The organism is Snodgrassella alvi (assembly GCF_002777855.1).
GTDB lineage: Bacteria > Pseudomonadota > Gammaproteobacteria > Burkholderiales > Neisseriaceae > Snodgrassella > Snodgrassella alvi_E.
On sequence record NZ_MEIK01000015.1, the window covers coordinates 98702 to 121728 of the forward strand.

Annotated in this window: 19 protein-coding genes and 1 tRNA gene; 17 read left to right on the forward strand and 3 right to left on the reverse strand. The window is 40.7% G+C overall.

Features of this window, described 5'->3' with window-relative positions:
• Nucleotides 1-5: 5 nt before the first annotated feature.
• Nucleotides 6-458, reverse strand: a complete 453-nt coding sequence (locus tag BHC43_RS01175) for a hypothetical protein (RefSeq protein ID WP_144078729.1) — start codon at nt 456-458, stop codon at nt 6-8.
• A gap of 765 nt (nt 459-1223) precedes the next feature.
• Here BHC43_RS01175 and BHC43_RS01180 point away from each other — a divergent pair.
• From BHC43_RS01180 to BHC43_RS01220, 9 genes are all read left to right on the forward strand, one after another.
• Nucleotides 1224-3014 carry a 2-isopropylmalate synthase gene (locus BHC43_RS01180; RefSeq protein WP_100156252.1) on the forward strand — a complete coding sequence of 597 codons (1791 nt, stop codon included), beginning with the start codon at nt 1224-1226 and terminating at the stop codon, nt 3012-3014.
• 228 nt (nt 3015-3242) lie between these two features.
• Complete coding sequence (gene ureA / locus BHC43_RS01185) at nt 3243-3545, forward strand: urease subunit gamma (protein WP_100156253.1); 303 nt, start codon at nt 3243-3245, stop codon at nt 3543-3545.
• Between the two features lie 90 nt (nt 3546-3635).
• Nucleotides 3636-3950 (forward strand): urease subunit beta, encoded by a 315-nt coding sequence (ureB, locus tag BHC43_RS01190; protein ID WP_100156254.1) that lies wholly within the window; start codon nt 3636-3638, stop codon nt 3948-3950.
• An 82-nt stretch (nt 3951-4032) separates the two neighbouring features.
• Nucleotides 4033-5754, forward strand: a complete 1722-nt coding sequence (ureC, locus tag BHC43_RS01195; protein ID WP_100156255.1) for an urease subunit alpha — start codon at nt 4033-4035, stop codon at nt 5752-5754.
• Between the two features lie 300 nt (nt 5755-6054).
• Nucleotides 6055-6576, forward strand: coding sequence for an urease accessory protein UreE (gene ureE / locus BHC43_RS01200; protein ID WP_100156256.1), 522 nt, complete (start codon nt 6055-6057; stop codon nt 6574-6576).
• A gap of 11 nt (nt 6577-6587) precedes the next feature.
• Complete coding sequence (locus BHC43_RS01205) at nt 6588-7307, forward strand: urease accessory protein UreF (protein ID WP_100156366.1); 720 nt, start codon at nt 6588-6590, stop codon at nt 7305-7307.
• 23 nt (nt 7308-7330) lie between these two features.
• Nucleotides 7331-7888 (forward strand): HupE/UreJ family protein, encoded by a 558-nt coding sequence (locus tag BHC43_RS01210; protein WP_218966442.1) that lies wholly within the window; start codon nt 7331-7333, stop codon nt 7886-7888.
• Nucleotides 7889-8025: 137 nt separating this feature from the next.
• On the forward strand, nt 8026-8661 hold the full coding sequence (ureG, locus tag BHC43_RS01215) for an urease accessory protein UreG (RefSeq protein WP_100156258.1): 636 nt from the start codon (nt 8026-8028) through the stop codon (nt 8659-8661).
• Nucleotides 8661-9488 (forward strand): urease accessory protein UreD, encoded by an 828-nt coding sequence (locus tag BHC43_RS01220; RefSeq protein WP_100156259.1) that lies wholly within the window; start codon nt 8661-8663, stop codon nt 9486-9488. The genes ureG and BHC43_RS01220 overlap by 1 nt, the downstream gene beginning before the upstream one ends.
• A 537-nt stretch (nt 9489-10025) precedes the next feature.
• Here the strand turns inward: BHC43_RS01220 and BHC43_RS01225 are convergent.
• A tRNA-Ala gene (locus tag BHC43_RS01225) sits at nt 10026-10101 on the reverse strand.
• Between the two features lie 245 nt (nt 10102-10346).
• Here BHC43_RS01225 and mltG point away from each other — a divergent pair.
• Genes mltG through BHC43_RS01255 form a run of 6 tightly spaced genes read left to right on the forward strand, consistent with a single transcriptional unit; the run spans nt 10347 to nt 14917 of the window.
• Nucleotides 10347-11351: an endolytic transglycosylase MltG gene (gene mltG / locus BHC43_RS01230; RefSeq protein WP_100156260.1), complete on the forward strand. Its 1005-nt coding sequence runs from the start codon at nt 10347-10349 to the stop codon at nt 11349-11351.
• Between the two features lie 14 nt (nt 11352-11365).
• Nucleotides 11366-11992, forward strand: coding sequence for a dTMP kinase (tmk, locus tag BHC43_RS01235; RefSeq protein WP_100156261.1), 627 nt, complete (start codon nt 11366-11368; stop codon nt 11990-11992).
• Nucleotides 11989-12972: a DNA polymerase III subunit delta' gene (gene holB / locus BHC43_RS01240; RefSeq protein WP_100139714.1), complete on the forward strand. Its 984-nt coding sequence runs from the start codon at nt 11989-11991 to the stop codon at nt 12970-12972. Before tmk ends, holB begins: the two co-directional genes overlap by 4 nt.
• A gap of 15 nt (nt 12973-12987) precedes the next feature.
• Nucleotides 12988-13347, forward strand: a complete 360-nt coding sequence (locus BHC43_RS01245) for a PilZ domain-containing protein (protein WP_100139715.1) — start codon at nt 12988-12990, stop codon at nt 13345-13347.
• Nucleotides 13347-14129 carry a TatD family hydrolase gene (locus BHC43_RS01250; protein ID WP_100156262.1) on the forward strand — a complete coding sequence of 261 codons (783 nt, stop codon included), beginning with the start codon at nt 13347-13349 and terminating at the stop codon, nt 14127-14129. The genes BHC43_RS01245 and BHC43_RS01250 overlap by 1 nt, the downstream gene beginning before the upstream one ends.
• On the forward strand, nt 14126-14917 hold the full coding sequence (locus BHC43_RS01255; protein ID WP_100156263.1) for an MBL fold metallo-hydrolase: 792 nt from the start codon (nt 14126-14128) through the stop codon (nt 14915-14917). Before BHC43_RS01250 ends, BHC43_RS01255 begins: the two co-directional genes overlap by 4 nt.
• A gap of 254 nt (nt 14918-15171) precedes the next feature.
• Here the strand turns inward: BHC43_RS01255 and BHC43_RS01260 are convergent, their stop codons facing one another.
• Nucleotides 15172-16281 carry a hypothetical protein gene (locus BHC43_RS01260; RefSeq protein ID WP_100156264.1) on the reverse strand — a complete coding sequence of 370 codons (1110 nt, stop codon included), beginning with the start codon at nt 16279-16281 and terminating at the stop codon, nt 15172-15174.
• Between the two features lie 1515 nt (nt 16282-17796).
• Between BHC43_RS01260 and BHC43_RS01265 the strand changes: the two genes are divergently transcribed.
• Both BHC43_RS01265 and BHC43_RS01270 read left to right on the forward strand, forming a co-directional pair.
• Nucleotides 17797-20526, forward strand: a complete 2730-nt coding sequence (locus BHC43_RS01265; protein ID WP_180297401.1) for an SdrD B-like domain-containing protein — start codon at nt 17797-17799, stop codon at nt 20524-20526.
• 625 nt (nt 20527-21151) lie between these two features.
• On the forward strand, nt 21152-21934 hold the full coding sequence (locus BHC43_RS01270) for a L,D-transpeptidase family protein (protein ID WP_218966443.1): 783 nt from the start codon (nt 21152-21154) through the stop codon (nt 21932-21934).
• Nucleotides 21935-23027: the final 1093 nt, after the last annotated feature.

Genomic DNA, 23027 nt, shown 5'->3' on the forward strand with positions numbered 1-23027 from the left:
TAAGTTTAGCTGAGTAACGATTTTTTAATTTTATTAATCCGAATACCATCACGAATATTTAAAATGATTAATATGCAGTTTATTAATCCGGCACATAGTTCTAAGGTTTGTACTGAATAAAAAGTACTATCTAACATCTGAAATGAGAGATACTCTAGATATATTGCACAAGGAATAAGGATAAAAATGCCATTCAACGCTATAAATGGCATTCTCTTTCTCTTCTTTAAAACATGAACATTTTTTGATTGACCAGACATTTTTAAACCAATAGCCCCTGTGATAATTAAACATGGAATCAGAACAAACAGACCGCGCCAAACAATCAAAGATTTTACTTTTTGAATTAGAACAATATTTCCACTTATTTCTGCATAAATGGTACTGCCCATAAATAATAAAATTAATATTAAAGATATTAATCCTGTAACCTTATGCAAATTTCTCAATATTTTCATTAATTACCCCCAATAAAACAAAATATTATATTAATTAATGTGAAATCCATTAATAATGAGCTTATTTATTATAAATAATAATTAATGTATATATGTTGATTTTAAGCAAAAATTTAAAGTTGATTCTTTTATTTATTAGAATATGTAAACAAATATGTTGGTAAGGTAATTGAAAAATGATTGTTTAATTAATCATTTTGCTAGCGAAATGCCTTTACCAAAGCTGCGTGAAACATTATTACCATAGTAGTACAGCCTACAGGCTTTGCTAATCCCAATATTTTGCCAAAAGCTTAAGGCAAATTGTGCTGGCTGATTTGGTGAGTAACCAAAAAAGCAGTGTTGGTAAGTCAGACAAAGCAGTATGTTAGAGGGTATTTCTGGCCACAGTAAAACAGTTATAGGAGCAGGTCTCAGCTACTCCTGCTCCTAATGTCACGCGTGTTGTCATCTGTAAAAAATAATTTGGCCACTTTAAAGTGTACGAATGTCATGCTGCTGGTGTAATTGCTGGTATTACATTGAAAGGAAATTTAGCCATGTAAGGCTGAAGCCGATAGGAAAGCCGTTGTCTGATCTATTTAAGATTAGGGTAGTGCGGCGATTTATGGTGCTTTGTTATAGAAATGTACAAAATGTCTAAAAAATAATTTCAATAATATCTTTGAATAAAATAAACTTGTTTTTTTGTCCAATTTTACGTATATTAGCGTAATAGAATAATTGTAGCATGATGAAAAAAGTAAATTGGACAAAAGGTCAGTTATGCAATTGAATATAGACCGCTTAATTGCCTATTTTGGTGGCGTAAATGCTTTAGCTGAAGCCCTGAAACAGCATTATCCTGATAGCGCAGCCTCTGCTGCAGCCATCTATAAATGGCGTAAGCGTGGTTCCTTACCATTGAATCAACTGCAAAAAATTATTCTGATGGCTGAGAAACAAAACAAGCCGCTCGATATCAATGCTTTTATGCAACACAATAACACTACCTTGGAGAGACCAAGAATGACCAGTACCAATAATCGAGTCATTATATTTGATACCACTCTGCGTGATGGAGAACAGTCGCCGGGAGCGGCTATGACGAAGGAAGAAAAAATTCGCATTGCACGCCAATTGGAGAAGCTGGGTGTGGACGTAATTGAAGCCGGATTTGCGGCAGCCAGCCCAGGGGATTTTGATGCTATTCACACCATTGCTGAAATTATCCAGAATGCCACAGTGTGCTCATTATCCCGTGCAAATGAACGCGATGTACGTAAGGCTGGCGAAGCGATCGCACCAGCCAAGAAGAAACGAATTCATACTTTTATCGCCACCAGCCCCCTGCATATGGAGCATAAACTGCGGATGAAACCGCAGCAGGTGAAAGAAACCGCAGTCAAAGCCGTTAAAATCGCGCGCGAATATACGGACGATGTGGAATTCTCTTGCGAAGATGCATTGCGTAGCGATATTAATTTTCTAGCAGAAATCTGTCAGGCAGTGATTGAAGCAGGTGCCACCACCATTAATATCCCAGATACCGTGGGCTATGCCATTCCATTTCAGACAGAAGCCTTTTTCCGTGAATTGATTCAGAAAACACCGGGTAGCGATAAAGTAATTTGGTCGGCACACTGCCATAATGATCTCGGACTCGCTGTAGGTAATTCACTAGCAGCAGTGATTGGCGGTGCTAGGCAGGTAGAATGTACAATTAATGGATTGGGTGAGCGTGCCGGCAATGCCAGTCTTGAGGAAGTGGTAATGGCATTGAAAACCCGTCATGATGTTTTCGGGCTGGAAACCAATATCGACACCACGCAGATAGTACCAACCTCGAAAATGGTGTCTACTGTAACCGGTTATCCGGTGCAGCCGAATAAAGCCATAGTAGGTGCCAATGCTTTTGCACATGAATCCGGTATCCATCAGGATGGCGTGCTGAAATGCCGTGAAACATATGAAATTATGTCTGCTGAATCAGTGGGTTGGAGTACAAACCGTCTGACACTAGGCAAACTCTCCGGCCGCAATGCTTTCCGTACCAAATTGCAAGAACTGGGGATTGAGCTGGATAGTGAAGAAGCTTTAAATGCGGCTTTTGCCCGCTTTAAAGAGCTGGCTGATAAAAAACGCGAAATTTTTGATGAGGACTTGCATGCACTGGTATCAGATGAGTTAGTTAGCCGCGCGCCTGATCGTTACAAATACGTTTCACTGAGTATTCATAGTGAAACCGGTGAAGAGCCGGTAGCTGAAATTGTCTTTAATGTGGACGGAAACGAAAAACGCGCCAGCAGCCATGGTTCTGGTCCGGTTGATGCTGTCTTCAAAGCTATTGAATCAGAAGCGGGTAGTACCGCTGATTTGCAGCTGTATTCTGTGAACGCCATTACAGCGGGTACTGAAAGTCAGGGTGAAGTGACAGTGCGGCTGTCGCGTGAAGGGCATCTGGTTAGCGGGCAGGGTGCTGATACCGATATTATTGTTGCCAGTGCCAAAGCTTATCTGTCTGCCCTTAATAAACTGGAAAGCCAGCCCAGAGTAAAAGCTCAGGGGATGATTTAACTTGTATTGTTTTTTTATATTGGGCTGTTTATATTAAATAAATCCAGCTTTCTGCAGTGATAAACCCGTATAAACATATGTTTATACGGGTTTATTGTTTGCGCCAAAAAAATCTGCGGCCTCTATACAAAAACACTACTTTAAGTTTATTATCAATTGTAAATAAAACTATCTTAGTTTATAGCGTAATGTAAATAACATTCAGATATTTACACAGGAAAACAAACCATGCATTTAACCAGTCGTGAACAGGAAAAACTAATGCTGTTTCTGGCCGGCGAACTGGCTGCCAAACGCCGTGCTCGCGGTGTACTGCTGAATTATCCCGAAGCCATAGCCTATATCAGCAGCCAGCTACAGGAGGCAGCACGTGACGGCATGAGCGTAGCAGAATTAATGCAATATGGTGCGACATTATTAACCAGCGCTGACGTGATGGAAGGTGTGGCTGAAATGGTGAATGAAGTACAGATTGAAGCAACTTTTCCGGATGGTACCAAACTGGTGACCGTGCACCAGCCCATTCGCTGATACAGAATTCAGACATTGCAGGTTACGCCTTGCTAAATAGCAACTACATGCAAACAAAATATTCGTACAACGTCTGATCAGGAGAAATGTATGATTCCCGGAGAATATGTGCTGGCTGCAGACGATATTATCGCCAATCAGAATCGCCGTACCCTTACCATTACCGTAGTGAACCGTGGCGACCGCCCCATACAAGTGGGCTCACATTATCATTTTTATGAAACCAATGCGGCACTGGAATTTGAACGTGAACCAACGCGCGGCATGCGCCTGAATGTGCCTTCTGGTAATGCTGTACGTTTCGAGCCTGGTGAAGTGAAAACCATAGAATTAACCGAATATGGTGGTTTGAAAAAAGTATTTGGATTTCATAATGCCATTAATGGAACTCTAAACAATCAATAATTATTGGTATCCAGATACCAGACAGAACCAAACTAAGTCACCACTAAACATTCCTACCAGTGAATTGAATCGAGAATCTGCCATGAGCCTGAAAATTTCCCGTCAGCAATATGTTGCCACCTACGGACCTACCGTAGGCGATAAAGTGCGTTTAGGTGATACTGAATTGTTTGCCGAAGTAGAACGCGATTTACTTACTTATGGAGAAGAGGGCAAATTTGGCGGTGGTAAATCCATTCGGGATGGTATGGCGCAGTCCGCTACTGCCACACGCAGCAACCAGAATGTGTTGGATATGGTGATTACCAATGTACTGATAATGGATTACTGGGGCATCGTCAAAGCTGATATCGGTATTCGTGATGGTAAAATCGTGGGCGTTGGGCAGGCAGGTAATCCCGATACTATGGATGGTGTGACACCAAACATGATTATCGGTGCGGCCACCGAAGTCCATAATGGTGCCAATCTGATCGCCACAGCCGGGGGAATAGATACCCATATCCACTTTATTTCACCGCAGCAGATTACTCATGCCATTGAATCCGGCATCACCACCATGATTGGTGGAGGGACAGGGCCAGCTGACGGGACCAATGCCACTACAGTTACACCAGGGGCGTGGCATATACAAAAAATGTTACAGGCGGCAGAACAGGCACCAGTCAATCTGGGCTTTTTTGGTAAAGGCAATTGCGCCAGCCTCGAGCCTTTACGTGAACAGATAGCCGCCGGTGCGTTGGGGTTGAAAATTCACGAAGATTGGGGTGCCACTGCGGCTGTTATCGATGCTTCCTTAAAAATTGCGGATGAAATGGATGTGCAGGTTGCTATCCACACCGATACTCTGAATGAAGGGGGATTTCTGGAAGATACCATGCGCGCTATTGATGGCAGAGTAATCCATACCTTTCACACAGAGGGCGCAGGCGGCGGCCATGCTCCGGATATCATCAAAGCTGCTATGTATCCGAATGTTTTACCAGCGTCTACCAATCCCACACGCCCGTTTACCGTGAATACCATCGACGAGCATCTGGATATGCTGATGGTGTGTCACCATCTGGACAAAAGTGTGGCTGAAGATGTGGCCTTTGCCGATTCACGCATTAGACCGGAAACCATTGCTGCCGAAGATATTCTGCATAATATGGGTGTATTCTCGATTATGAGTTCGGATTCACAGGCGATGGGCAGAGTAGCTGAGGTTATCCTGCGCACATGGCAGACTGCCGACAAAATGAAACAGCAGCGTGGCTCGTTGTCAGAAGAAACCGGTAACAATGATAATTTCCGTATCAAGCGCTATTTAGCCAAATACACCATTAATCCTGCCATTGCTCAAGGCATCAACGATTATGTCGGTTCAATCGAAGCTGGCAAAATTGCCGATTTGGTTTTATGGAAACCAGCTTTTTTCGGCGTCAAACCTGAAATTATTATCAAAGGTGGCACCATCAGCTATGCCCGTATGGGTGACCCGAATGCCTCTATCCCGACTCCTCAGCCGGTAATCTATCGTCCTATGTTTGGTGCACTGGGGCGGGCTGTGCAAGATACTGCCGTATTATTTGTTTCACAGGCTGGAGTAGATAACGATATCCGTAGCCGGTATGGATTACATAAACAAACTCTTCCTGTGCGCAATTGCCGTAATATTGGTAAAAAAGACCTAATTCATAATCATGCCATGCCGGAAATTACCGTGAATCCGGAAACATATGAAGTACGCGTGAATGGTGAGCATATTACCTGTGAGCCAGCTAAAAAAGTAGCTTTGGCGCAGCGGTATTTTCTGTTTTGAGGATGATTAAGAATGGAATGAAATCAATTTTTTTATTTTTAATGGTGTTAAAATTTAGGACAAAAAATTCATACCATTTGTCTCAATGCATAAAATTTGTTTATTCAGATAGTAAAAGTAACTTTATGTTTTTGAAATAAATTTTATTTGTGTTGAAAATGTTGGATTAAATTTAATATGACGAAAAAAAATCTTTGTGATTCGAGTCAAATGTTTTTATATTAATCTGTTTGAAATTAAATATTTTTCATAATTTTTATTATATTCTCTTATTGTTACTTAAAATCATCAAAAATCAAAATGAATCTCATCATCCAAACCATTATCGGCAATCTGCAAACGCTTAAACAACAGCAGCAGATAACAACCCAGAAAGTCGATACCGTCTGCCTGCAATGGTTTGAAGCAGACCGCCGCATTATCCGCACCACCACCAATGACGGGCGAGAAATTGCTTTTCGCCTGCTGAAAGAAGGACAACGTCTGCATCATGATGATGTGGTGTATCTGGATAAGCAGCTGGCTATCGTAGTGCAGATTGAGCCTAGTGAAGTGATGGTGCTGTCGCCACAGACCCTAGCGGAAATGGCACGTGCCTGCTATGAAATCGGGAACAAACATACACCATTGTTTTTAGACGGAAATGAATTACTGTTACCATTTGATAAACCATTGTTTGAATGGTTGCAAGCAGCTGGTTTTGCGCCTACGCGCCAGCAACGGCGGTTGAGTGAACAATTGCGTGCCAATTCTGCACCAGGTGTGGGCGGTAGTCACACGCATAGCCACAGCCATGAATTTGCAGAACACCACCATCATTAATGTTTGCATCTATGAGCAACTTTGGAAGCCAGCTTGATATTCACGCTTTAACCCGTGCAGGTTTATTGCTGCAACTGGCTGATCCTACGCTGCCAATTGGAGGCTTTAACCACTCCGGCGGGCTGGAAACCTTTGTTCAGCAAGGCGCAGTACATAATGCGGCTACCCTGAAAGAATTTGTTTGTACCCAATTGCAGCAAAACTGGATACACAATGATGGTGCCTATGTATCATTGGCCTACCATTCCAGCAAAGACAATAATCTGCCAGCACTGATGCAGCTAGATAAACAGATTGGTGCTGCCAAAGTAGCTCGTGAACTGCGTGAGAGCAGCTACAAACTCGGCATACGCCTGCTTAAAATTTTTGCACCGCATTACCAGACAGCCATAGTGACATCCTTTCAAGAAGCACTGTTGTCACAGCAGGTACGGGGATTTTATCCACTGGTATTTGGTCTGCTGGCGGCTGCAATGCATTTAGATAAAGCGGCTACACTACAGGCATTTTATTACAACGCTGTAGTGGGCCTGATTACTAATGGGGTGAAATTGATTCCACTTAGCCAGATGGCGGGGCAGGAAATGTTAATTGAATTGCATGAAAAGATTGCTGAAACCGTTGCTGCTAGCATGCAGCCTTCTATAAAGCAATTAGGTGCGACAACACTGGCCACAGATATCAGAGCCATGCAGCATGAACGATTATATACTCGTTTATATATGAGTTAGATTCATCTTTAATGGAGAAAATCATGAAAAAAATATTTACCTTGTTATTATTAAGTCCGGTACTGGCCTTTGCTCACCCTGGACATATAACTGAAGGCTGGCAGGCGGGTGCATTGCACCCGCTCAGTGGCTGGGACCATTTGCTGGCAATGCTGGCCGTGGGTTTGTGGGCTGCTACTTTCCGCGGAAAAGCACGCTGGCTAATACCATCAACATTCGTTGGTGTGATGATAGTTGGTTTTATACTTGGTGCACACGGTATGCAGATACCGATGCTGGAGCAGGGAATAGCCGCTTCGGTACTTGTACTGGGCCTTGCTGCAGCGTGGCTTAAAAAAGTACCGGCTTCAGCAGCCATGGTTTTGGTCGGATTGTTTGCTCTGTTTCACGGCGTAGCACATGGTGCTGAAATGGGTGCTCATGGCGCATTCAGCTATGCATGTGGCTTTGTTATTGTTACCGCTGCGTTGCACGCCGCCGGTTTTGGATTGGGTACCGCCTTGAGCAAACAGCAATGGTTATTACGCCTGACCGGCAGCTTGATTGGTCTGGTTGGCTTTGGGATGCTGTTCACAGCCTGATCGCTATTAACTCTCCGTTCAGACAGAAAAGGCTGATTTGCCTTTCTGTCTGCCCACATGAGTTTAACAGTCTAAAAACATTGTTCACAAAATAAATACAAATAAGCGCTTACCAAAGCGAAAGGTCTGCACATAAGATGCGTCAATACATAAAAATCGGCGTTGCCGGTCCGGTGGGTTCGGGCAAAACCGCATTGATTGAAAAACTGACTCGCCATATGGCACAGCAATACAGCATTGCAGTAATCACCAATGATATATATACACAGGAAGATGCCGAGTTTCTGACCAAAAATAGCTTGCTGCCACCTGAGCGTATTATGGGTGTAGAAACTGGCGGTTGTCCGCATACCGCCATCCGTGAAGATGCCAGCATGAATCTGGAAGCAGTAGACGAAATGGTGGCGCGGTTTCCAGATATTCAGATTGTCTTTATCGAAAGTGGTGGTGATAATCTTTCCGCCACCTTTAGCCCGGATTTGGCCGATGTTACTCTGTTTGTGATCGATGTAGCACAGGGCGAAAAAATTCCGCGCAAAGGGGGCCCCGGTATTACCCGTTCTGATTTACTGGTCATTAACAAAACCGATTTGGCTCCTTACGTAGGTGCCAGTCTCGAAGTTATGCAGCATGATGCTCAGCGCATGCGTAAAGAGCAGCCGTTTGTATTTACCAATCTGATGGCAGAAGAGGGGATAAATACAATAATAGACTGGATTAAAAAATACGCCTTATTGGAAAATGTAGCAGAACCTGCAGGCTTGATACGCTAATGCACAGCCGATTAGCACTTGTCACTCAGCTTAACCAGCGCGGACAGACCATCTTAGGTAGCTGCTTTTATACCCCGCCACTGAAAATCCTGACTTTACCTCATATGGCTACACCGGTATGGCCTCAGGCACTCTCGGTGATGCAGATGAGTTCTTCGCCGGGTTTGCTAGCTGGTGATCATATAGATATTGAGATAGAGCTGGCGCAACAAACACAACTGTACTTGTTCACACAAGCCTTTACTCGCATCCAATCCATGCCTCAGGCAGCAGAAGCGCAGCAGCATACACGTATTTTTCTACATGAAAACAGCCGGCTTTGCTATCTACCGCATCCATTGGTGCTGCATCGTGATGCGGCCTTAACTCAAAGTATGCAAATCAGTCTGGCGGATAACTGCCAGCTAATTTTGGGCGAAATCATCGCCTGCGGCCGCGTACTTAATCATGAACGCTGGGATTTTCGTTATTTGTCATCGCGAGTAACCATCGACTATCAGCAACAGCCATTACTAAGCGACAATATCTTCTGGCAACCCAATCGCCAACCTCTTAATGTATTGGGACAGATGGAGCAATACACCCATCAAGCCTGCCTCTATTATGTCAATACCGCCGCCAGTAAAACGGACATGCAGCAGCTAATTAACCAAATATACACCGCTTTATTGCCAGATTGGCCACTTGAGAACGATGATTATCTGTGGGGTATCACACAAGCTGCAGATTGCGTTTTATGTGTGCGTGCTTTGGGAATAAATGCAGAATCACTGCAAAATTTTATATATCAGATAAACCAAAATATTTTGATTAATAAAAATGATTGAAATAATGAAATAAATAATTTAATTTTAAATTGCATTAAATTAAAATATTAAATTTGTATAAACTTTAAAATTTATTTTATTTGAATAAAAAGCATCTCTTTTTTATTCAAATTGTATCTGTTACATAGCTAGATTGAATACATTTCCAAAATAGAAAACTTAGCGACAGATAGCAGATTTTTAAATTATGCTTAATCTTTAATCTTCAGCTAAAGATAATTATTCACCTAAATTCTACTTTAGTATTTTAATCTTTTCCAATCTCTACACAGCTTCGGATATAAGTGGGTAAAATAGCTTTCAATTAGAATATGTATGAATTTCAGATTTTTAGAATTGGCTAAAATGGAATTCATGCGATTCATTTCTCTTATTTTTAGCATGATTTTATTTACAAATAGTCATTTGCTTTTATTTTCAAAGGTAAAAGAAAATCGAATAATTTATAAAACCGGAGCAAAACCCAAGCGCTGTCAAAAGCAGATACAAAAAAAGACGCATGTTTGCGTCCATTTATCTATAAAATCATTATTTATATGGTGGAGGTAAGCGGGATCGAACCGCTGACCTCTTGCATGCCATGCAAGCGCTCTACCAACTGAGCTATACCCCCGATTGTTACAGCGTTTATTGCTGAACAGGCTGCGCATTTTACCTGAACTACTGAATTTTGCAAGCCCTAGCTTAAGCTTTCTTATTAAAGTGGAAATACAGTTCTCAATCTGTAAACTATTCTACCCTATAAATATCGCATATCTGGACACACATTTGGATTAAAGGCAGTAGTGGTGGCTTCTGCCAATTAAATTTATACTTACAGGCTAGTCTAAAATAATCTTATTTAACAGGATAGCTTTTATGCGGCGTAAACAACGACGGGCGTTATTGCTGATTTTAACGGGTTTACTGATGTTTGCGCTAGTATGGGCATTGTTGTTGTTTATGCCTAAAAGTAACGCGGGCTACCGTTTGAAAGTGCCAGCAGGCTATGGTATTAGCGGAGTAAGCAGGATACTTACCAGTAATGATGTGATTTACAGCCGCTGGGTATTTGTTGGCACGGCCTATATGCTTGGCATGGGTGATAAAATTCATCGTGGCAATTATCGTTTACCCCGCTCGGTATCAAGCTGGCAGATTCTGCAAAGGCTGCGAAATGGTAAGCCAGACAGTATTAATGTGCAAATTATTGAAGGTAGTACGTTTGCACAGATGCGCAGGATTGTTGATAGTACACCCGATATAGAACATCTTACTCGTGGCTGGACTGATGTCCAAATACTTAAACAAGTGGCAGATGATACCCATTATGCCCACGCAGAAGGGCTGTTTTTTCCAGCAACGTATGATATTAGCTCTGATAGCAGTGATTTATCGCTGTACCAGCAAGCATATAAGGCGATGCAGAAACATTTGCAGGCCGCATGGGAAGAACGGCGCAGTAATCTTCCTTACCAGTCTGACTACGAAATGCTGATTATGGCCAGTCTGATAGAAAAAGAAACTGGACATGCGGAAGACAGAAGCAATGTGGCCGCGGTATTCGTTAATCGGCTTAATCAGCATATGCGCTTACAAACAGACCCTAGCGTGATTTATGGCATGGGCAGCCGCTATAAAGGTAAAATTGGCAAAGCTGATTTACGTCGTGACACACCGTACAATACTTATACTCGCGCCGGACTACCGCCCAGCCCGATTGCATTGCCGGGCAAAGCTGCGCTAGAAGCAGCTGCTCATCCGGCAAGTAATGATTACCTGTATTTTGTGGCGCGTAATGATGGTAGCGGACGCAGCCAGTTCAGCCACAGTCTGAACGAGCATAACGCAGCGGTTCGCCAGTATATTCTGAAAAAACCCTGAGCAGATTAGTATAGATGAAAGCAAAATTTATTACGTTGGATGGGATTGATGGTGCCGGTAAATCAACCAACCTCGATACCATTCGTACATGGTTTGAAAAACACCAATTGCCGGTACTATTTACCCGTGAGCCGGGAGGCACTGCTATTGGTGAAGCGTTACGCGAGCTCTTGCTTAATCCTGCTACCCGTGCCAATGCCCGCACTGAAACCTTGATGATTTTTGCTGCCCGTCAGCAGCATCTGGATGAGGTGATTAAACCGGCTCTGGCACAAGGTATGCATGTTGTCAGTGATCGTTTTACAGATGCCACTTTTGCTTATCAGGGTGGTGGACGCGGTCTGCCTCTGGCTGATATAGCCATTCTTGAAAACTGGGTACAGCAGGGATTGCAACCTGATTTAACTTTACTACTGGATGTGCCCTTGGCTGTGGCTCAGCAGCGTCTAAGTCACAACACAAGCCCCGATCGCTTTGAGCAACTGGATACTAATTTTTTTGAACACACACGTCAGGTTTATTTAGACCGTGCCGCGGCGGCACCGCAACGCTACGCCATCATTAATAGCAGCCTGCAACTGGATGCTGTAGCAGCGCAAATCAATCAGAGTTTGGCACAACAGTTTGGATTGAACCCATGATTTACCCATGGCTCGAACCTGTTTGGCAACAGATTGCCCAGCACTGGCAGCAGCAGCCGCAAGCATGGTTGCTTTATGGCCATCCGGGAATCGGTAAGCGGGAATTTGCCGAGCATCTGGCGCAAGCACTGCTGTGTGAGTCCCCGCAAGCCAATCATCAGCCTTGTGGTGTGTGCACTTCTTGTCATTTATTCAGCCAGCACAGCCATCCGGATTTCCTGATGGTGACGCCGGAAGAAGCAGAAAGCGACGGTGGTGAACGAAAGCTGGCACAAATTAAAGTAGAAACCATCCGTAATGTGCTCGACTTTGCTCACCTGAGTGCCCATCGCGGCGGCAAACGTGTGGCTTTGATTTACCCTGCTGAAAGTATGAATACACAGGCCGCCAATGCATTGCTGAAAATTCTAGAAGAACCTCCGGCTGGGATGGTTTTTATTCTGGTCAGCCATCAGAAAGATCGACTACTACCTACCATTAAAAGTCGTTGTCGTCAGGTGGTGCTAACCATGCCCACACCAGCAGAAGCATTGGCCTTTGCTCAACAATTACATGGTGAAAAAACGGCTGATTTGCTTGCCTTTCACGGCGGGGCACCCTTGTTTTCTGATAACGACAGCCATACGCAGCTACGTAACGAACTTATCCCTTTGCTCGTCAAGCCACGTCTGATTGCTATGCTGGATTATGCTGCTGCTTTTGACAAACAGAAACTGGCTCTAGCAACCTTTCTAGACTGGCTGGCCAAATGGTTACTGGATATGTCTCTAGCGCAGCAACATATGTGTGCCATGTATTATCCGGCTTGGCAAAATGCATTGAACGAGATTACTGCACAAATCGACCCATTATCCCTGTTTGCTTTAATCGACAGAGTAAATGCGCTAGCCCCTTACGGTAAACATACCCTCAATGTTAAAATGCAACTAGAAGACTTGTTAATAGATTATCTTAATGTGTGGCAGCATAAACACACATAAGCACAAAGGAAGTTTATGGCTGAAGCGCCTACCAATCTGCCGGGCAAAATGCTCAATTTAACCATTCCCGATAAACCAGAGCTGTATCGCAGCTATATGGCATTTCTACAGCATGGTGGCCTGTTTGCGCCCACAACAGATACGTTTCAAATGGGTGAAGAAGTATTACTGGCGGTAAACCTGCCCGAATTCAACGAAGCCAAATATCTGCGCACAAAAGTAGTATGGATAAACACCGCCGCTACATCTACCGGCCAGCCTCAGGGAATCGGACTGGCATTTGGCAAAGATGAAGACAGCATTGCCGTAAAGCAGAGTATTGAAGATATTCTGCCTGGTTTACTGCTGAGCGAACGCACAACATATACCCTGTAATCATGCTTATCGATTCACACTGCCATTTGAATATGCCTGAGTTGGCAGCCAGACTGCCACAAGTTTTGGAGAATATGGCACAGGCAGAAATAGGGCAGGCTATTGCTATTAGCGTAGACCGTCAAAGCGCAGACGAAGTGCTGGCACTGGCCGAGCAGCATACAAATCTTTTTGCCAGTGTCGGTGTGCACCCCGAAGACCAAAACTCGGCGGAAATGAGTGTAGATGAACTGATTGCGGCTGCACAACATCCTAAAGTAGTCGGTATCGGTGAAACTGGCCTCGATTATCATTGGTGCAGTGGAGATCTTGCTTGGCAGCATGCACGCTTCAGCACGCATATACAGGCCTCCAACCAAACCGGTCTGCCACTGATTATTCATACCCGTGATGCTGCTGCGGATACACTGCGCCTTCTACATGAAAACCAAGCACAACAAGGCGTTATCCATTGCTTTACCGAAGATACTGCCTTTGCCAAAGCTGTATTGGATTTAGGCTTTTATATTTCTTTCTCTGGTATAGTGACCTTCAGAAACGCGCAGCAGATACAAGAAGCTTGCAAATACGTACCTTTAGATCGCATATTGGTTGAAACTGATGCTCCTTATCTGGCTCCAGTGCCCAAGCGTGGCAAACCAAATGAACCGGCTTACGTACGTTACACCGCCGAATTTGTCGCACAGCTTCGCGGCGAGAGCATGGCAACCATCGAAGCAGCCACCACCGCCAATACCTATCGCTTGTTTAGCAAATTACCACCGCTGACTAGCCAGCCATGACACAGATTACTCTAACTGTACTCGGCTGTGGCAGCTCCTCCGGCACGCCAGTAATCGGTTGTGAATGTGCTACCTGCACCAGCAGCGACCCGAAAAACAGGCGCACCCGTTGCAGTGCTCATATTCAGATAGGCAAACAGCACTGGCAAATTGATACCGGTACCGATTTTTACCATCAGGCTTTACAATATCAACTGTCGCATATCGATGGCGTGCTCTACACCCATCCTCATGCCGACCATCTAAACGGTATCGATGATTTGCGCGCATTCTGTTACAAACAGCGCGCGCCCATACCTATATACGGCCATCGTGATACATTGGCTAATATTTGCAGCCGCTTTGATTACGCTTTTCTGGAACAAAATAACCACTGGAACCGTCCTGTACTGCGCGCACATGAGTTACCGTTAAATCAGGGGCAGAGCAGGGTTCTCACTATTGAAGACGTACCTGTATGGCAGTTTGCTGTATCACATGGAAGCTGGACAAGCAGTGCTTATCGCATAGGCAACATTGCCTGGTTTACCGATCTCAACCATATTGACGAATCCATTTTCCCACATTTACAGGGACTAGATTACCTGTTTCTCGATTGCTTGATGGACACTTCATACCCAAGCCATCTTAGTACCAAACAGGCTTTTGCTTACGCCGAACGCATTCAGGCCAAACATACTTACTTTATCCACATGACCCATAAACAGGAATACCATAATTTAAAGCAACATTGCCCGAAAAACTGCGAACCTGCTTATGATGGATTGGTTGTGCACAGTAGTTATTAGTTTTCGCTCTGAATTGAACTAACCTAATAAAAACAATTATTTAATAAACTGCGTGTGCTATCTATAGCAAACACAAATTTGTTTGCAACAAAAAACGATTACGCTTAAGTTGAAATCTATTTTAATTTTAAAATTGATTCGGTGATAGTTGTATTAATAAGCAAATTTTTTCATATCTATTACTTGAAATGAATAACCTTATTGGTAAAAAAGCCTACCTGTAGGTTTGTATTTTTATTGTTGAAATCTAAGCCTTACAATTCTTCTTTCTCCGCATAATCATCCACAACAGCATCTGTCATTCTATTTAAATGTTTTTGCTTACTCAATTCCTTTAAATTACTATAGGAAATATAACTACAGCTTTCAAACAGCGGTCCTTTATCCAAAAGAGAGAATACGGGCCTACGAATTTCTTGAAACACTTTCCCCTTTCTGGCGTCTGGTGCCACAATATGAAGATTAATATTCATATTTGGCTGTAATGCAAGCAAATCTGCCATCCGTAACAAACCGGAATAAATCGAAGTAGTATGTTCTACTTCAAAAGCACGAACAATTGAACGTCCTTTTAACCAAATTACATCAATTTGTTCAATTGTACTTAATGTTGCTTCGTCATAATTAAGCGGTAAATGGTCTAATAAAAGTTCTGTTCCGTTTTTCCACTCTTTTAATACCCTGCACCTGTCTGCTTTGGGCAGCCAGATACGTAGCCCCATACGAGCGCCTATCTGCGCTAGTAATGCTTGCATTTTAATCGATTCACGCACATCTTGAGATTGCTGCTGTTTATCACTTGCCAAGAATTCATCATCATTGTCAGGTACAGAAACTTCTACAACCTTATCAATGCGGTTCACGATATGGACTTTAAGACTTTTTTGTTCTTTTTCATCCAATGGGTGTATTTCTGGATTTACTGATTGCTCTAATAACGTACTAGCTAGAAATGTACCGTCTTTATCTGTAAATTTATTTAAACTACAACGTACAAAGCTTGTCCAGATGGTGCTTTTTTTATCACAAGATTGGGTAAATGAAAGTTGTTGCCATATTTCGTCTAGATGAATAGGTAATGTTTCATGCAAAGGTAGCCATACTTGAGCGCGAACATGAAAACGAACAATATAAGGATCGTTTTTTACCATAAATATGGGCGTATCATCCAGAAATGGTCCATCTACTATTTCTAGCAAACCGCACCAGCGCGATAAACGTGTCACATAGCAAATCAGCACATCCCCAGCCTTAATACGGTTTGCCATTCCTTGCTGTCGATTACGAAAACCAGTAATCGTTTTATTCGAGTGAGTAAATGCAGCATAAGTTTCTGGTGAAAAAAGATTAAGGTAATAAGCCATGATTTTTGTTCTTATCCAATACTTTTTTATCTAAAAAATAACAGCCTCGCCTTTGATAAAAATACCGACTGCCATGTATTTGCTACACAATTTAAAATTTTCAATACTTTTAATATGGTATGTTGGCTTTGCCATATTGGTAAATTTTATTACATATTCTTAATGTTATCATTTTTTCCTACACATGAGAAAAGTATCGGCTTCTATTATCGATATGTCTAGGCATCATTGAAACGAAAAGAGCTGAATGATTCAATCGTATAGTGAGAGTAATCAGTTTGGCAGGTGTTGGTTTTTTGTATCTGTTAAATGTGTATTAAACTTTAATAGATAATTATATCTTTATTATTACTCCATCTATTTATAAATAAAATAGCCTCAGTAGTGTTCTAAACTAATTCATGATATTTAGTTTGTTTATATATTTATGCTTTTGGGATTTATTTGTACTAAATTTGGCTTGCAAATGATAATTGAAAAAGGGTATAGTTAAAAAAATTTTATAAATAGGATTTTGCTGCACTGATTCATGTATAAAAACGGTGTAAAGATATTCGCTGTAATATTTATTATATTTGGCAGGATAGTTTATAAAAAGAGTAATAATGGGAATTAGAGGTTTAACATTTTGCAATAAATTATAGTGGGTCTGAATTCTATGATGATTAAATATTTAATTTATAGAAAGAATTTTGATATCTTTTGCCGATAAAAAATTCAACTTCGTTTGTTTAATCTTAATATAGGTTAGGTTAAATATTGATTTTGCTTGTGTAGCTATTATATTTCTCTAGAATACTGTGTGTACTATTTATAGATTTTTCTCTGTGAACTTTGCTTCCAATTTAATGCAAATTTAAATTTTATTCATTGCATACTTATGCTTTACAATAAAAAATCGTGCATTCTAGAACAAATATTAGGAAATTATTTCACTTGAAGAAATATAAGCCGGATGCTTGGATACTTTATTTTTGTGTCAGCATTAATTTTGAGTGCTGTACTTTTAATTCTTTCAACTAACGCGCCACATACAAAGCTTTAGTTGTAGTTTTTTGAAAAAATATAATTGATTTTTGTGCCGGCGGCATTTTGCTTTGCTGGCTTTTATGGTCAGATAATATTCCACTTATATAGCTCAAAATATAAGTATTGTCTTGATTATATTTATGTCCATAGGTTTGGGTTTGAAATCTCTTCAGCTGATTTTGATATTTTATTTACGCTGTTTAAATTATAACTAGATGGGACATAATTTATCTGATAATTTAAAAAAAAATCATTATATTTTAATTAAAATAATTTCATATGCATATTAAAATGGAGAATATAAGAATCTGAATAAAAATTAGAACTATCTATAAATAATATTTTTAAGGAGAGTAAACAGATAGATATTGAGTAGATGAGTAAGTGTGACTAGATTTATCTGTAAATTCAATAAAATGAATAATAATATATAAAGGTTAAATGATGAAGGGTACCCTGTTGAAATATGGTAAGGGGTTTTGCCATATGCTGACTCTTCTGGCATTTTTGTTCTGTAGCATTTTGCCGGTCAGATCGGCATTTGCGCAGGATGTGGAGTGTGCGGAAGTTAAAATTGTGATTGAGCAAAAGCTGTCTTTTGAGCGGCAAGCTTTTGATGCTCGGATGTTAATTAAAAATGGTCTGGATGCAAATCTGAAAAATATTCGTGTGGAGCTGGTTTTTACGGATAAGGATAATCAGCCAGTAGAAGTTACGCAAAAAACTGAGGATAGCCAGGCCAAATTCTTTTATCGTACTGATTCTTTGTCCGGTGTTGATGATATTAATGGGACGGGGCAGATTGCGGCCAAATCCAATGCTGATATCCATTGGATGATTATTCCTGCATTTGGCGCAGCTCAGGATAAGGACACGCTTTACAATATAGGCGCAAAACTCACCTATGAGCTAAATGGTCAGGAAACGACAGTAGATGTGGTGCCAGATTATGTGGTAGTGAAACCTCAGCCATTGCTGACGCTCGATTATTTTTTACCGGGAGAAGTTTATGGTGACGATCCGTTTACGGCTGAGGAAGAAACACCTGAGCCTTTTACTCTTGGTGTTCGTATTCGTAATGATGGTAAGGGCATTTCTTATCACACGGTGATTGATTCAGCTCAGCCAAAGATTGTGGAAAATAAGAAAAATCTTTTGGTGGATTTTTCTATTCTGGGCAGCTATATCAATAATCAGCCTGCAGATAAAAGTCTATTGCTGAATTTTGGAGATATTGCTGGCGGTGCTTCTACAGTTGGCCGCTGGAATATGATTGCCAGTCTGTCGGGGACATTTACGGATTTTAAGGCCACGTTTACACATGCGGATACACTGGGTGGGGCAGTGACCAGTCTGTTGAAAGCCACGAATACCCACTCCTTAATTCATGATGTAAAAGCTGATTTACCGGATAGCGATGATGTCACAGATTTTCTGGCTCGTGATGGTGATGTAGTACGTCTGTATGAATCTAGTGGCCTGAACTCAGATGTGTCTGAGCAGAGCAGTCAAGCTTTATTGCAAGCAGGTGATAAAGGCTATCAGCTTTCTTTTCCTGCTACAAAAGGATTTGTTTATGCCAAGGTGGCGGATCCTTTTCAGGGCAGCAGACAGCCAGACGATGTGGTACGTTCGGATGGTAAACACTTGCTAAGTGATAATGTCTGGTTATCCAAATCGCGTAATAAGGATATGTCTTGGTCTTATTATGTGAATGTGTTCGATTCTGATTCTACCGGTCAGTATAGTTTATTTAAGCATAATGCTACGTATGCTCAGGGGCTGATAGCCGGTACAGTCTACAATGATGTGAATGCTGATGGCCTGCTAAATCATGATGAAAAGGGTTTAAGCCATATCAAGGTTGTTTTATCAGGGCAGAATGTGGCCGGTAAGCGCATTGAACAAGTTGCCTACACTGACGAATCAGGCAGGTTTAGTTTTGATAAGTTAGCGGCCGGTGATTATTCTATCTGGGTTGACGATGTTGCAGATATGATTGACGGACCAGCTGTGGCAGGTAGTGCCGGTGGTCAGGCTCTGGCAGGTAAAATCGAGCATATTGTTCTGCAAGACAATATGCATGCTGAGAATTATCTGTTTGCTAAGCAAGCTGCAGTTCAGCCGCCTGTGGCTGGTGATGCAGATATTGCTGTGAATATTGAGACAGTAGAGTGGAATGATAAACTGCCTGCGGATACGGCACAATTTTTACTGACTGTGTCGAACCAAGGGCCGGAAACTGCACGAAATATTCATGTGCAGCCTGAATTGTCATCTGATTTGGAAATTACTGAGCAAAAAGTTTTGTCTGGCAATTTCAATTCTGTGAAGCAGCGTATCGATGCGCTTGGCGCAAATGAAACAGTTACGATGCTATATACTGTGCGAATGAAAAATGCTGATGGTAAGGGTGAATTTACTGCACATATCAACAGTGATTCAGCTGACCCTGATATGAGTAATAATGTTGCATCTGCTGCTGTGGCTCCAGGTAAGACAGATGTTGCAATCAGTGCTGAAGCCGTTGAATGGAATAATTCTTTAGATCAAGATACCGCTCAGTTACTCGTCACAATCAGTAATAATGGACCATTAAGTGCACGTAATGTTTATCTCCAACCTGAGTTACCAGATAATCTTGAAATTACAGCTCAGCAAGTATTGGCAGGAAATTACAATACTCAGGAAGAGCGTATCGATGATCTAGCCGCTGGAGAAAGCACCAAGTTGTTATTAACGGTTAAGGTGAACGGAACCGATAAGGTAAGCCAGTTTGCAGCTCGGATTAAAAGCCAGACGGAGGATGCTAATTTAAATAATAATGAGGTTAGTATTCCTGTTATGCCTGGAGCAGCTGATATTGCTTTGGAGGTTGAAAAAGTAGAGCTTACACCGGCATTACCGGCTGACTGTGTTCAATTGTTGTTGACTATCACCAACAACGGTCCTGCGGATGCGCGCAATATTTCTCTGCAATCGCTATCCGATGATGTACAAATCACGAAACAGAAAGTAGTGATGGGCAATTATAATGAGTCTGCAAACCGGATTGATAAACTGCCTATAGGCGAAGAGACGATTATTCTGCTGACAGTCAAAATTACCAGCGCAAGCGGTAAGGCTGATTTTAAAGCACGTGTTCAGGGGTTGTTAGCTGATCCGAATAACACTAATAATTTAGTTACCTTTCCGGTTTCTTTAGAAAAAAAGTAAGAGACAAACGATAACATCCTTATTAGTAGGTTTCTGGACAGCGCATCACGTTATGTGTCAGCTGAACAGGAAGTAACAAACAAAAGCATTACCAATGGCTTATAGGCTGCGGGTAATGCTTTTTTATTTCTTAATGCTAATAATTTTTATGTGTGAAATTATCAAGAAACAACAGATGTTTGTTCAGTAGTTTTTAAATAGCAAATTGAAGCTGAAGTTGCATAAAATATTAGCTAATCTGTTTTAAAAAACAAATTAGTTGTCGAATGTTAAGTTTTTCTGTTTGATTAAATACAAGTTAAGCATCAAGTTATTATGGATTGCCAAAAATCAGCAAGCAAGTAAATTATTGATTAGTCAATTTAAATTCTGAATATAATGCTAAATAAATTGATTTATTTTTACATACTATAGTAATATCAGTTGAATAAGATACTTTTAATCTTAAAGCGCTGACGAAATCATATAAATCAGTTGTTTAATAACCAGCCATCAGTTTAAACAGCCAGATTTCTGTTGAGAAAATCAAAGATAATATATGTCAAAATTAATCGGAAACCTGCTTTGCCTCTCCAGCCTGATATTTTTGGTTGCTGTAGGGTTTGTTTTATTGGTTTCGGCTGTAGTGAGAAAACGCAAAAACAATTTTAAATTCATGAATAATAAAATCTTTGGTTTTTTTGTGGGTGGCTGTTTAATTGCTTTTATTACTGGGGTTGTGCTGGTGTTGAAGAATAATCCGCTATACATTGATTCTTTATCAGCAATTAATCAGGCATTAAATCGATACCAACATGCACAAGCGGTAGAATATCCACTTCAAACGAATCCGGCCAATTATCCAGTACGCGGGGATAATATTTATTTGCGTCTTTTTAAGCAGGAAGGGATTCTAGAAGTTTGGACACAGAGTGAGAACCAGCCATACAAGCTATATAAAACATGGAAAATTTGTACTTTTTCTGGTGGACTGGGACCCAAAAAAGCAGAAGGTGATGGCAAAAGTCCAGAAGGCTTTTATGCAACCCAGAAAAATCTGCTCAATCCGCATAGCCGTTATCATCTGTCTTTTAATATTGGTTTTCCAAATACTTACGATCAAGCAAATGGTTTTAGCGGTAGTTATATAATGATACATGGTAAATGTGTTTCTGCAGGTTGTTATGCCATGACAGACGCAAGTATAGAAGAAATATATACTCTCGTCAGCTTGGCATTAGACGGGGGGCAGAAGCAGATTCCGATACATATTTTTCCATTTATGATGAGTCCATCTAATATGAAAAAAAATCAGGATTCAGAATATTTTCCTTTCTGGCAACAATTGAAACCTGCATATGATATTTTTGAGACTCAGCGACGAGTACCAGATATCAGCGTTGAAAGAAGGCATTACGTTGTCCAATAATTTTATTTTGTTGGTACTTAAATTCGCCTGTTTAGGAAAACCTTTTCATTAGATAACTTAATTATTATCCAGATATATTTTGGAAATTAATAACATGATTAAATTTAGCTAGTTGAAGAAGATAAAGATATAAACATCTCTAGATGTGCAAATAATGGCACTTGAAGCAGAAATATTTACAGATAGCTTCCTAAATTGTTGGATGGAAAAGTAAGTATCATCTAATTATTTGTAGTAAAATAAGGCTGTCTTAGCATGATTAATCAACTTATACAAATTATTTGCCTAAAAATATTAGGGTATGCTAATATTAAATGTATGCAAAAGAAAGTTATTATCTAATTTGCAAAATTATTAACTGTTTATAAAATCTTTTGGCTATATACAGCCGTATGAAATCCGGGGTTCAGATTTTAAAACAAGATAGAGCGCAATCACAAAGCTCTGAAACCTTTTAATCTGAAATCCGAAAACCTTAGTTTGGTTATACATAGAGTATCTATACAATTGCTTTATCTTGATTCGCCTTTGAGGCTCATTAATGCGAGCAGGAGAATTGATTGTTGCGAATAATGGAGTTACGCAATTAAATTAATATTTCATTGCTCTATATAGCTAATATAGAGGAACTACTAAAAATAGAAAAATTTTGAATTTAATAATTAGATTAAAAATACCTGTATTTTAACGGCAACCATAAAATAGAGGTTGAAAGTTTTTAATGACAATTAATCTTATCTGGATTGTGTTAATAGTTAATTAATGCTTTTAGAATAAATATTATTTGTTTATTTTATGAAATATAGCTAATTAATAATGCTATTCAAAAATATTTAAAATTTTTCTAGGTGGTTGCTAACGTGCAATCGTTCTAATACTGGCCACCAGTGTAGAAATTTTACGCGATTCAGAAATAAAAGCGCTTGTATATTGAATTCAAATGATAATTATTAGTTGAATAATGATTACATATTAGCAATAAACCATTTTAACCATTGTCAAATCAAGCTAATTGGTAAGTATTAATATTTCAATTAGATGAGAAATACTATCTAGCTTGATTATTCAGCTACAACACCACGATATATCGTTG